Consider the following 12618-nt stretch of genomic DNA (forward strand, 5'->3'; position numbering starts at 1 on the left):
GGCAGGAACTGCGAGAGGGTTGGGGTCAGCCGAGGATGGCGCGGGCGATCTCGTCCGCGTCGCGCAGGGTGCGCTGGCCGCTCGCGTAGACCGGGCCGGCCTGCTGGACAGCTTCGGCGGCGATGGCCGTTCCCCACTGCGACGCCGAGAGCTGAAGCCCCAGCACGAAGAGGCGTTCGGCGACTTCGCCGTTGGCGGCCACCGGACGGTAGGGATGCGGGCTGACGTCCAGCCCCGATGCCTGCACCGGCGTGCCCTCGACGGTCATCATGGTCCGCGGGCGCACCAGGCCGTCGGCGAGGAGCTGTTCCAGGAGCGGCGACTCGTTGACGGACACCCGGTTGGCCGGCGCCAGGGCCTCGACCATGGTCCGCGCCTCCGCGGCGCCGTCGTGGACCCACGGGGAAGCGGCCGTGAAGACGCCCTTGCTCCGGTCGAGCCCGAACTTGGGGTCCGGCCCGACGAAGCTGACCACGCCCGCGCGGGCGAGCGCCGCCAGCTGCTCCGCCCGGAGGGCCGGCGGTCCGCTGGCGAGGCCTTCCACGAACGACTCAAACCAGCCACGCAGCCCGGCGACCCACGACTCGTCGGTGATGCCGCCGTCGGCCACCACTGATTTCAGCACGGCGCGTCCGTGGTGCAGCGCGCCGATGGCCATCTTGACGGGGTCGTCCTCGCCCAGGGCTGAACGGCGGGCGTCGTCGAGCAGGTAGTCGACGACGGCGGCGTCCAGCTCCGCCCGGGAACCGAAGGACCGGCCGGCCAGCGGAGCCGCGAGGCTGCGCAGGTCCAGCCTGCTGGCGGGGCGGACGTGCCCCGCAATGACGGCGTTGAACGCCTCTTCCCACCTGCCCGTGCTGTGGGCATGCGGGTGCAGGGCCTCATCCAGCTCCGCCAGGAATGTCGCAGGGTCCCGCACCACGTCGGGCTGCGAGCGCACCAGCGTCGAGTAGTAGGCCCAGAGCGCGTCCCGGTGCAGGAGGGGCCAGAGGTCGTGGTCGAAGGCCGGGACGATTCCCGCCGCCGCAAACCGCTTCAGGGCGCCTTCCGTGCAGTACCTCAGCGTGACCGACGCCGGGTAGTAGCCGTCGAGGGTGGCCTTGGAGCGGTACGGGGTTCCGCGCCGGGATGCCGCGATGATCAGCGGTTCCTGGCCCGACGGAAGGTACTCCAGCGTGTCGCCGCCGTCCACGAACTTCCCGCCGCGGCCCTCCGTGAGCTGGCCCATGACGTCGAAGAAGTTCAGCCCCATCCCGCGGACCAGCACCGGCTCCTGCGCGGGGATGACAGACCAGTCGACGTCGGCCGGGACGGCAGGGGGAAGGTAGCGGAGGCCCAGCTGGACGGCGGCCGCCTGCAGCTGGCGCTGTTCGGGGCTGAGGCGCGACGCCAGATGGCCCAGCGCGAGCACCACCGAATCGACGGCGAGGGTACCGCCGCCGTCCAGGACGACGTCGAACCTTCCGCCCGGCGCCGGACGCACGGCGGCGGCCGACGTTTCGTGGACGGTGATGGTGACGCCGTCGGGCAGTGCGGCCAGCAGCTCCTCGAACGTGGAGCGCAGGTAGCGCCCGTACAGCGCACGGCTGGGGAAATCGCGGGACCCCAGCACGGCGAGCTCCGCGAGCTCGTCGTCGGTCAGCGATGGGAGGGGGTCCTGCTGCTGGCGGTCCCGCCAGCGGTCGAACGTGGTGCCGGCAACCGGGGCCGCGAGGTCTGGGTCCTCCGGGATGAGGGTGGGGTAAAAGGACTGGGTGTTCATCAGGTACAGCCGCGACTGGCCGGGCTGCCAGACGTGCCCCGGGCCCGCCGGGTAGGGATCGATCACATCGATGTGCAGCCGGGGTGCCGCGTCCGCGCTCCCGGAGTCCGAAGGAGAATCGAGGTCAGATCCGGACGGCCGTGCGGCGGCCCAGTTGGCGAGCAGCCGCTCCAGCACGCTGGCACCCCGGGGACCGGCGCCTATCAGTGCCGTTCGGATGCTTTGCGTTGTGACCACGGCATCCAGAGTATCGGCATGTGACTTGCTAGCTGAGCCGGGATGTTGTTTGGATGGGGCGATGACCACCACCGCAGCTGATTCCGCCCCCGCGTCCGGCGCCGTTCCCCCAGGAACCGCGCCGGAGCCCACCGACGAAAACATCTGGCTTGAGGATATCTACGGTGAGCAGCAGCTGGCCTGGGTCCGTGAGCAGAATGCCCGCACCGAGGATCTGCTGGAGGACGCGGACTACGCGCGGCTCGAAGGGGAGATCCTTGAGGTGCTCGATTCCACGGACAAGATTGCCATGGTGAACAAGCGCGGCGACTGGTACTACAACTTCTGGAAGGACCGGCAGAACCCGAAGGGGCTGTGGCGCCGGACCACCTGGGAAAGCTACTGCAGCGACGCCCCCGAATGGGAGGTGCTGCTCGATGTGGACGCGCTCGCCGCCGCCGAGGGCGTGGAATGGGTCTTCCACGGAGCGAACTTCCTCCGGCCCGAACCCGGCCAGCCCTACCGGCGTGCCCTCGTGGCGCTCTCCCCCGACGGCGGCGACGCCAACCGCCACCGCGAGTTCGACGTCGAGTCCCTCAGTTTCGTGGCGGCCGCCGCCGGCGGCTTTGACCTGCCGACGGCGAAGGGCAACGCCTCGTGGCTGGATGCGGACACGCTGCTGGTCGCCAGCACCGCCGAAGACCTGCCCGGGACGGCGTCCTCCTACGCACGGACCGGCGTGAAGCTGCGCCGGGGCCAGTCGCTCGCCGACGCGCCCCGGATCTTCGAGATCCCCGAGGGCCACATGATGGCGATCGTGGCCCACGACTCCACGCCCGGGTTTGAACGGACGTTCGCGGTGGACTGGATCGACTTCTACAACCGGAGCACGTCGGTGCTGCGGGACGGCGAGTGGGTGCCTGTGGATGTGCCCACGGATGTCAACCTCAGCGCGCACCGGAACTGGCTGCTCTTCCGTCCGCAGTCCGAGTGGACCGTGGACGGCACCAGCTATCCGGCCGGTTCGCTCCTGGCCGCGGACTTTGAGGGCTTCCTCGCCGGCCAGCGCGGGCTGACGGTTCTGTTCACCCCGGACGAGCACACGTCCCTGCAGTCCTGGAGCTGGACCCGGAACTTCCTGCTGCTGAACCTGCTGCGGGACGTCTCCTCGGAAATCCGGGTGCTGGATCCGTCGCAGCCCGGCTCCCGGGACGGTTCGGGGTCCGGCGCGTGGGCCTCCACCGTGCTCGACGCCTGCCCGCCGCTGCACGACGTCAACGCCTTTGCCGTGGACGACGAAGATGAGGCCGACGGCGATTCCGACGGCGGCAGGCACTCCGCCGGACCGGCCGGGGCCGGCGACGACTTCTGGCTCGTGGCCACCGGCTTCACGACGCCCAGCACGCTGACCCGCGGCAGGCTGACGCGGCAGCCTGCCGGCGGCGCCTCCGAAGGTCCCGCCGCGGGGGTGGTGAGCAGCCATGCGGCAGTCAAGACGTCGCCGTCGTTCTTCAACGAGGCCGACTACGAGGTGCAGCAGCACTTCGCGGTGTCCGAGGACGGCACGAAAGTGCCGTACTTCCAGGTCGCGGCACGCAACCTGGTGCTCGACGGTCAGAACCCCACGCAGCTCTCCGGCTATGGCGGCTTCGAGGTCTCCCGGACCCCGGCCTACAGCGGCGCCATCGGGCGGGCCTGGCTCGAGCGGCGCACCGGCGGCAGCGCGGACAACGGCGGCGTTGCGGACGGACACCCGGTCCACAGCCGCGGCGGTGTCTACGTCGTGGCCAACATCCGCGGCGGCGGGGAGTACGGCCCGTCGTGGCACCGGGCCGCGCTGCGGGAAAAGCGCCACCGGGCCTACGAGGACTTCGCCGCGGTCGCCAGGCACCTGATTTCCCGGGGCGTCACCTCCCGGGAGCGCCTCGGCTGCGTGGGGGGCTCCAACGGCGGGCTGCTCGTGGGCAACATGCTGACGCGCTACCCCGAGCTGTTCGGCGCCGTCTCGTGCGGGGTGCCGCTGCTGGACATGCGCCGGTACACGAAACTCTCGGCCGGCCACTCGTGGATCGCCGAGTACGGCGATCCGGATGTTCCGGAGCATTGGGAGTTCATCAGGACGTTCTCGCCGTACCACCTGCTCAAGGACGGCGTGGACTACCCGGAAACCTTCATCTGGACGGCCACCTCGGATGACCGGGTGGGCCCGGTGCAGGCCCGCAAGATGGCTGCGCGCATGCTGGCCATGGGCATCCCCAACGTGTGGTTCCACGAGGCCTTGGAAGGTGGGCACGCCGGGGCGTCGGACAACAGGCAGGCAGCCGCACTCCAGAGCCGCAGCCAGCACTTCCTCTGGCGCTCGCTGGCCGGCGGGACTGCTTGATGCGGCAGTCCCCGCCCTGCCCGGGCTGACACCTCCGGGCTCCGGCGGCGGCCGTTTTGCACTGTATGGCCGGTTCTGCGTATCCTTGGTTGGCTAGTAATAGCAATTGGAGACGTGCCAGAGCGGCCGAATGGGCTTCACTGCTAATGAAGTGTGGGGCACAACTCCACCGGGGGTTCAAATCCCCCCGTCTCCGCGTTTGGCCCCGGTCTTAGGACCGGGGCCTTTTGCGTTCCCGGGCGCATCCGTCCGGGGCCTGCATCCGTCCCGGGTCTGCATCCGTCCGGGTCGCGGACGGACGGCGCGGCCGTCCCCTTTACGGTGGCAGGATATTCGCATGACTGGCAACGAGGCATTCGACGTGATCATCGTGGGCGGCGGGCATAACGGGCTGGCGGCCGCGGCCTACCTTTCCGGGGCCGGACAGCGGGTGCTGGTACTGGAGAGGCTCGGCCATGCCGGCGGTGCCGCCGTTTCCGCCCAGGCGTTCGACGGCGTCGACGCCCGCCTGTCCCGCTACTCATATTTGGTCAGCCTCCTGCCGCGGCAGATCATCGACGACCTCGGCCTGAACCTCCGGCTGGCCCGCCGCCGGTATTCCTCCTACACGCCTGACCCGTCGCACCCGGGCCGCGGCCTTCTCATCGACAACGGCGACGCCGGCGGCACGGCCGCATCGTTCACCGCCATTGGCGCGCCCGCCGGTGAGGCCGAGGCGTTCGACAAGTTCTACGGCAACTGCCGCAAACTTACCGAAGCCCTGTGGCCCACCATGCTGTCCCCGCTGCCGACCAGGGCGGAGGCGAGGCGGCTGGCGGAGGCCGCCGGGGCAACAGAGGCCTGGGACGCGGTCATGGAGCGGCCCATCGGCGAGTCCATCGCCGCGTCGCTCCAGCACGGCCTGGTGCGCGGGGTGGTGCTCACTGACGCCCTGATCGGGACGTTCGCGCAGGCCGGCAGCGAAGACCTGCAGCAGAACATCTGCTTCCTGTACCACCTGATCGGCGGCGGCACCGGCGACTGGGATGTTCCGATCGGCGGCATGGGGGCGGTGTCCGGCGAACTGGAACGGGCCGCACGGGAGGCAGGGGCCACGGTCCTCACCGGCGCGGAGGTGACGGGCGTCGACCCGACGGGAACCGTCACCTACACGTGCGCGGGCGAGGACCGCGTGGCCGCGGCCAGCTGGGTCCTCGCCAACGTGGCCCCTGCCGTGCTGGCGAGGCTGCGGACGGGCGGGGCGGCTTCCAGCCAGGAGGACCCGAACCCCACCCACTCGCGCGAAGGGGCCCAGGTCAAGGTGAACCTGCTCCTGAAGAGGCTCCCGCGGCTGCTGGACCAGACGGTCAGTCCGGAAGCTGCCTTCGGCGGCACCTTCCACATCAACGAGACCTGGGACCAGCTTGACCGGGCCTACCGGACGGCGGAAGCCGGGGCCATTCCCCGGCCCCTGCCGTGCGAGATCTACTGCCACTCGCTGACGGACCCCACCATCCTGTCGCCGGAGTTGCAGGCGGCCGGCGCCCAGACGCTGACCGTGTTCGGACTCCACGTCCCGGACCGCCTCATCAGCGAAGCGAACAACGACGCTCGCCGCGCCGAACTCCAGGCGGCCGTGCTCAGCTCCCTGAACTCCGTGCTCGCAGAGCCCATCGAAGACCTCCTCCTGACGGCCCCGGACGGGAGCCCCTGCATCGAAACCAAGACCACGCTGGACATCCAGCGGGCCGTCGGCATGCCGCGCGGCAACATCTTCCACGGAGGCCTGGACTGGCCCTTCGTGGACGACGGGACACCGCTGGACACCCCGGCCCGCCGCTGGGGCGTCGCCACCTCCGATGACCGCATTCTGCTGTGCGGCTCCGGCGCCCGCCGGGGCGGGGCCGTCAGCGCAATCGGCGGCCACAACGCCGCCATGGCCGTCCTGGAACTGGCGCGGGGTTCATGAGCAGGGAAGCAGGCGCCCCGGGCCAGGAGACGACGGCGGCCCAACCGTGGAACCCGCGCCTCGCCTTGCTCGTTGCCGCCACGTTCTTCATGGAATTCCTGGACGGGACGGTGCTGACCACAGCCATCCCCAGCATCGCCGTTGACTTCGGTGTGCCGGCTGCCGGCGTGAACATCACCATGACCGCCTACCTGATGACGGTGGCCATGGGCATCCCGCTCAGCGGCTGGCTGGCCGAACGGCTCGGCGCACGGCGTGTATTCTGCCTGGCCATTGCCGTCTTCACCGTCGCTTCCCTGCTCTGCGCGGCGAGCCAGGACCTGACCATGCTGACGCTGAGCCGTGTCCTGCAAGGCTTCGGCGGGGCAATGATGGTCCCCGTCGGCACGCTGGTGGTGCTCCGCGGGACACCCAAATCGGAGCTGCTCAGGGCCACCGCATATCTCGTGTGGCCGGGGCTCCTGGCGCCGGTGCTGGCGCCGCTGGTGGGCGGCGCCCTGACGACTTATCTGTCCTGGCACTGGATCTTCCTGATCAACCTGCCGCTGGGCGCCGCGGCTTTCCTGGCCGCCCTGCGACTGGTTCCGGCCGTGCCTGGCGACCGGCACCGCCGGCTGGACTGGGCGGGGCTGGCCCTCACCACCGCCGGGGTGGGCGCGCTGGTGGTGGGACTCGAGCTGGCCAGCGGCCACCCGGAGGGTCCTTGGACCTGGCTCAGCATCGCAACGGGTGTCCTCGCCTTGGCCGCGGCCGCCGTCTGGATGCGGCGAGCAGCCAACCCGCTGTTCGACCTGACGGTATTTGCTACGCGGACCTTCCGGGCAACGAACACCGGCGGCTTCATCTACCGGCTGACCATCAGCGCCGTGCCCTTCCTGCTTCCCCTGATGTTCCAGGAAGGCTTCGGGTGGAGCCCCCTGCACGCGGGCATCATGGTGGCGGCGGTCTTCATCGGGAACATCGGCATCAAGCCTGCCACCACCCCGCTGATCAGGCGCTTCGGATTTAAGCCGGTACTTGTTTTTGCTTCCCTCGCCTCGGCAATGACCTTCGCGCTGTGCGCCCTGCTCACTCCGGAAACGCCGGAGCCGCTGATCTTTGCGCTCCTCGTGTGCAGCGGGGCGCTCCGCTCCATCGGGTTCTCCGCATATGCCTCCGTCCAGTACGCCGACATCGTGCCGGGGCAGCTGACGTCGGCGAACGCCGTTTCGGCCGCCTTGGTGCAGCTCGCAACCGGCGCCGGGATCGCCGTCGGCGCGCTGCTGCTCCGCGTTTTCGACTCAGCTGCCGTCCTGGCCAGCGGGCTGGGAGGCGTGCTGGGCGCCTCGACGGGCGACGGCGGGGTGGCCGCGTACCGGGGCGCCTTCCTGTCCATCGCCGTGCTGATGCTCCTCAGCACAGTTGACAGCCTCATGCTGCACCGGAACGCCGGGGCCGAGGTCAGCCGGCCTGGGCCAGCGCCAGCGGCAGAACCGCCCCGGCGCCGGCCCGCCTGAGGGCACGGCCGGCCACGGTGACGGTCCAGCGGCTGTCCACGAGGTCGTCGATGAGCATCACGCTCTGGCCGCCGAAACCGGCGAGGGCGGACCCGAGTTCATCGCCCACCGCGAGGCGGTCCCAGACGCCCGCCAGGCGGTAGGCGCTGTTGCCGCCGCGGCCGCCCGTGGGACCCCCGTGCTCCAGCTCCAGCTGCCCGAGGTAAGGGATGCGGCCGATCTCCGAGATGCCCCTGGCCAGCGAGTCCACGAGTGCCGGCCTGCCACGCGACGGCATGCTCACAATTGCCGCCGGACGCCCCGCGCCGCTCCAGCCCGGGACCCTGGAGTCACCGGAGCCCCATTCCCGCAGCACCTGGACGCAGGCCTGCAGCATGCCGGGATCCACGGTGCGGTCCGGCGCTCCCGCAGCAAAGAGCTCCCGCATTGCCCCGCCCCAGCCCAGGTCCGTGAGCCTAGCAAGGACGCGGCCGTCGGCGAGGTTCTCGTCGGGCTTGATTTTCCCCTTCACCGGCACGCCGAGCCGGTCCATTCCGCTGGGCCACTGAAGCCGCGGTTCCAGGACGATGCCTGCCCGGCTCAGCGTCTGCCCCGCAGCCTCGGTGGCCGCAGATGCGATGTCTGCCGGGAACCACTGGCCCGCGCAGTTGTCGCACCGGCCGCAGGCGGAGGCGGTCTCATCATCCAGTACCGACGTGATGTACTCCATCCGGCACCCTGCGGTGTCCTGGTAGATGACCATGGAGTCCTGCTCGTCCACGCGCGCTTCCGAGATGCGGCGGTACCGTTCGGCGTCGTAAGTCCACGGCACACCCGTGGACCGCCAGCCGCCGCCGACGCGTTCCACGGCACCATCGACGGACAGCACCTTCAACAGCAGTTCCAGCGGCGTCCGGCGAAGGTCAACCCGGGCCTCGAGCGCCACGGTGGACACCGCCGACCCGGCCTCCGCCAGGGCGGTCAGCACGGCGGTGGCCTTCTCCTCCGACGGCATGGAGGCAGTGGCGAAGTACTGCCAGATCTCGCGGTCCTCGGAGCCGGGAAGCAGCAGGACGTCGGCATTCGCGGCGCCACGCCCGGCACGGCCCACCTGCTGGTAGTAGGCCACCGGGGAGGACGGCGCTCCGAGGTGCACCACAAAGCCGAGGTCCGGCTTGTCGAAGCCCATCCCCAGGGCGGACGTGGCGACGAGCGCCTTCACCTGGTTGTCCTTGAGGAGCTGCTCAGCCCGTTCGCGGTCCGCGGGGTCGGTGCGGCCCGTGTAGGCGAGCACTTCATGGCCTGCCTCCGCGAGAAGCCGGGCGGTGTCCTCGGCCGCCGACACAGTCAGCGTGTAGATGATCCCGCTGCACGGCAAGTCCGCCAGGTGCGTCAGCAGCCAGCCGAGCCGCTGGCGCGAATCGGGCAGCGTCAGTACCCCGAGCCTCAGCGACTCCCTGCCCAGGGCGCCGCGGATGGTCAGCACGCCGTCTCCCAGTTGCTCCTCGATGTCGTGGACCACGCGGGAGTTGGCCGTGGCGGTGGTGGCCAGTACCGGAACCGTGTCCGGCAGCTGCGTGATGAGGTCCGCGATGCGGCGGTAGTCCGGCCGGAAGTCGTGGCCCCAGTCGGAAATGCAGTGGGCCTCGTCGATGACCAGCAGCCCGGTGCGGCGGATGAGCTCCGGCAGCTGGTTTTCGCGGAACGCGGGGTTGGTGAGCCGTTCGGGCGAAACCAGCAGGACATCCACCTGGTCCGCGGCCAGCTGTTCGCGCACGGTGTCCCACTCGAGCTGGTTGGCGGAGTTGATGGCGACGGCCCGGACACCGGCGCGGGCGGCGGCCGCCACCTGGTCCCGCATCAGCGCCAGCAGCGGTGACACGATGAGCGTGGGGCCCGCCCCGCGCCGCCTGAGCAGCAGCGAGGCCACAAAGTAGACGGCCGACTTCCCCCAGCCTGTCCGCTGCACCACCAGTGCGCGGCGCCCGGCGTCGACCAGGGCCTCAATGGCCTCGAACTGGCCGTCATGGAAGTCGGCTTCCGGGTGCCCAACCAGCCCCCGCAATACCTCCAGGGCCTGGCCCCGGGTCGCAGAGACCGCCCCCTCTTCCGTGCCGGCTGCTGAACCGGACGGAAGGCTGGAAGCGGACGGAAGAACTGCAGCGTGCTGGTTATTGGCCATTGATTCAGTATCCCAGCCGCCTCTGACACTCCCAAGCGCGGATCCGCCTATGTGGACAAGCACCGGTAGGGAACAGATTCGGCCAGCAACCCGCCGCCGCCTCCATGACATCCGGTTCGCAGGCCACACCCCGCTTCCCCGTAAGATAAATCCCGTGACTAGCGACCAGACCCGTACTTTTGACCTTTCAGCCTCGTTCAAGGCGTATGACGTCCGCGGCATCGTGGGCGACTCCATCACCGCTGAAATCGTCGAAGCGGTCGGGGCCGCCTTCGTCGACGTGCTGGGGCTGGAAGGCCAGACCGTCCTGGTCGGAGGCGACATGCGGCCCTCCTCCCCCGAGTTCAGCAAGGCATTCGCCAACGGCGCCGCCACGCGCGGAGCTAACGTCCAGTTGCTGGACCTGATCTCCACGGACGAGCTGTACTACGCGTGCGGCGCCCTGAACGCCGCCGGAGCCACGTTCACGGCAAGCCACAACCCCGCAGAATACAACGGCATCAAGATGGCCAAGGCCGGTGCCGTCCCCATCTCCTCGGAGACGGGACTCAAGGAAATCCAGGCCCTCGCCGAGCAGTACCTGAACACCGGCAGCATCCCCGTCGCGGAAACCCGCGGCCAGATCGGCGTCCAGGACGTCCTGAAGGGCTACGCCGAATACCTGCGCAAGCTCGTGGACCTCTCGGGTTCCCGCCCCCTGAAGGTGGTGGTGGATGCCGGCAACGGCATGGCCGGACTCACCACGCCCGCGGTGCTCGGCGACGCCCTGCTGCCGACGCTCCCCTTTGACATCATTCCGCTGTACTTCGAGCTGGACGGCTCCTTCCCGAACCACCCGGCCAACCCCCTGGAGCCGGAGAACCTGCGTGACCTCCAGGCCGCCGTCGTCGAACACGGGGCGGACATCGGGCTGGCCTTCGACGGCGACGCCGACCGCTGCTTCGTCATCGATGAAAACGGAGACGCCGTGTCGCCGTCGGCCATCACCGGCATGGTGGCCCGCCGCGAAATCTCCCGCGCCAAGGCGCAGGGCGAGGCGACGCCCACCATCATCCACAACCTGCTGACGTCCCGTGCGGTCCCCGAACTCGTCGCCCAGGACGGCGGCCGCGCCGTCCGCACGCGCGTGGGACACTCCTTCATCAAGGCCGTCATGGCCAAGGAAGGCGCCGTCTTCGGCGGCGAGCACTCCGCCCACTTCTACTTCCGGGACTTCTGGAACGCGGACACCGGAATGCTCGCGGCCATGCACGTGCTGGCCGCCCTGGGCGAACAGGGCGGCCCGCTCTCGGAGCTCGGCCGCGAGTACGAGCCGTACATCTCCTCCGGCGAAATCAACTCCGAGATCGAGGACAAGGCCGGCGCCGTGGAGCGGGTCCGCGCCGATTTTGCGAACGACGACGTTGACGTCGACCACCTGGACGGCAGCACCTTCACGGCCGCGGACGGAAGCTACTGGTTCAACCTGCGCCCCTCCAACACCGAGCCGTTCCTGCGCCTGAACGCGGAAGCCACCGACCAGGCCACCATGGAACGCGTGCGCGACCGCGTGCTGGCGCTGGTCCGCCGCTAGGACCGCGAAAATGGCAGAGTCCTCTTCGTCGCCGGCAGAGCCGTCGTGGCGCACGTCCGTGCCGGAGTCCACCGCCACGGACCTGGAAAACCTCCTTGGCACCGGCATGGGGGCCGCGCAGGAGCAGCTTGAGCGCAACGGCGGCTTCCTGCCGTTCGCGCTGGTGGTGGAGAACGACGGCGAAGTCCGGCTTGTGGCCGTCTCGCCGGCTGATGCGGATTCAGGATCGGATGACGAGTTCGACGCCGATGCGATGATCGGCGACCTCACCGAGCTGCTGCGCCAGAACCGGGAAGACTTCCGGGCCGCGGCGATAGTCTGCGACATCACCTTGGTCGAGGAAGGCTCGGACGCCATCCACGTGGCCACTGAGCACCGCGACGGAGCCGCGTTCGCGGCAGTCCTTCCGTACGCAGCGAACCAGGCCACGCGGGAATGGGACTTCGGCGAACTGGCCGCGGACACCAACGAACCAGCCATCTGGGTGGACTAGACCGGGTGGCCCCGTCCATTTGGCGCCGGTCATTAAGCTGGTGACATGAAGATCAACGCCTTCGCGGACGTCAGCCTGCGCGCCCTCATGGTGCTGGCTGCCGCGCCGGACGGCGATCTGCTCACGACGCAGAGCGTGGCGGACGCTGTCGGCACACCCTACAACCACGTCAGCAAGGCGATGGCCAAGCTGCGCCTGCTGGGTCTGATCGACGTCGAGCGCGGACGCAACGGCGGATCCAGGCTCAACGCGGCCGGCCGGGTCATCACGGTGGGCAAGGTCCTGCGGCAGCTCGATACGCGGACCGACGCCGCGGAATGCGTCTCCCCGAGCGGTGATTGCCCGCTGATCAACGAGTGCCGTCTCCGCGGCGCACTGGCCCGCGCCCGGGAAGCCTTTTACCGGGAACTCGATGACGTGGTGGTGGCCGAACTGCCCGGTTCCCGCCAGATGGCGCCCGTCTTCCAGGCGATCCGCCTGCGCCCCGGAGTCTAGACCCAGCTCCCCCGCCCGATTAGGCGAATCACTTCTACAGGGTGTAGAAATTGGGTAAGGAAATTGGTATTTCAAATGCCAGTATCCGTAT

General features: G+C 69.6%; 8 protein-coding genes and 1 tRNA gene. 7 read left to right on the top strand and 2 right to left on the bottom strand.

Going from position 1 to position 12618, the window contains the following annotated elements; genetic code table 11:
* Positions 1 to 25: 25 nt before the first annotated feature.
* Positions 26 to 1999 (bottom strand): FAD/NAD(P)-binding domain-containing protein, encoded by a 1974-nt coding sequence (locus tag J7I89_RS00275; protein ID WP_214966404.1) that lies wholly within the window; start codon positions 1997 to 1999, stop codon positions 26 to 28.
* A 61-nt stretch (positions 2000 to 2060) separates the two neighbouring features.
* On the opposite strand from J7I89_RS00275, the gene J7I89_RS00280 reads away from it, so the two are divergent.
* From J7I89_RS00280 to J7I89_RS00295, 4 genes are all read left to right on the top strand, one after another.
* Positions 2061 to 4361, top strand: coding sequence for a prolyl oligopeptidase family protein (locus tag J7I89_RS00280; protein WP_214966405.1), 2301 nt, complete (start codon positions 2061 to 2063; stop codon positions 4359 to 4361).
* Positions 4362 to 4469: 108 nt separating this feature from the next.
* Positions 4470 to 4557, top strand: a tRNA-Ser gene (locus J7I89_RS00285).
* A gap of 141 nt (positions 4558 to 4698) precedes the next feature.
* On the top strand, positions 4699 to 6309 hold the full coding sequence (locus J7I89_RS00290) for an NAD(P)/FAD-dependent oxidoreductase (protein WP_214966406.1): 1611 nt from the start codon (positions 4699 to 4701) through the stop codon (positions 6307 to 6309).
* Positions 6306 to 7805, top strand: a complete 1500-nt coding sequence (locus J7I89_RS00295; RefSeq protein ID WP_214966407.1) for an MFS transporter — start codon at positions 6306 to 6308, stop codon at positions 7803 to 7805. The genes J7I89_RS00290 and J7I89_RS00295 overlap by 4 nt, the downstream gene beginning before the upstream one ends.
* Here J7I89_RS00295 and J7I89_RS00300 read toward each other — a convergent pair.
* A complete protein-coding gene (locus J7I89_RS00300; protein ID WP_214966408.1) occupies positions 7750 to 9966 on the bottom strand; it encodes an ATP-dependent DNA helicase RecQ in 2217 nt (738 codons plus the stop codon). The two genes, J7I89_RS00295 and J7I89_RS00300, sit on opposite strands and share 56 nt — an antisense overlap.
* Positions 9967 to 10120: 154 nt before the next feature.
* Here J7I89_RS00300 and J7I89_RS00305 point away from each other — a divergent pair, with 154 nt between their 5' ends.
* Genes J7I89_RS00305 through J7I89_RS00315 form a run of 3 tightly spaced genes read left to right on the top strand, consistent with a single transcriptional unit; the run spans position 10121 to position 12527 of the window.
* A complete protein-coding gene (locus tag J7I89_RS00305) occupies positions 10121 to 11539 on the top strand; it encodes a phosphomannomutase/phosphoglucomutase (RefSeq protein ID WP_214966409.1) in 1419 nt (472 codons plus the stop codon).
* A gap of 10 nt (positions 11540 to 11549) precedes the next feature.
* Positions 11550 to 12032, top strand: coding sequence for a hypothetical protein (locus J7I89_RS00310; protein WP_214966410.1), 483 nt, complete (start codon positions 11550 to 11552; stop codon positions 12030 to 12032).
* Positions 12033 to 12077: 45 nt separating this feature from the next.
* Positions 12078 to 12527: an Rrf2 family transcriptional regulator gene (locus J7I89_RS00315; RefSeq protein WP_214966411.1), complete on the top strand. Its 450-nt coding sequence runs from the start codon at positions 12078 to 12080 to the stop codon at positions 12525 to 12527.
* The last annotated feature ends 91 nt before the right edge of the window (positions 12528 to 12618 follow it).

Origin of the sequence: Arthrobacter sp. ISL-5 (genome assembly GCF_018613835.1) — a bacterium.
GTDB lineage: Bacteria > Actinomycetota > Actinomycetes > Actinomycetales > Micrococcaceae > Arthrobacter.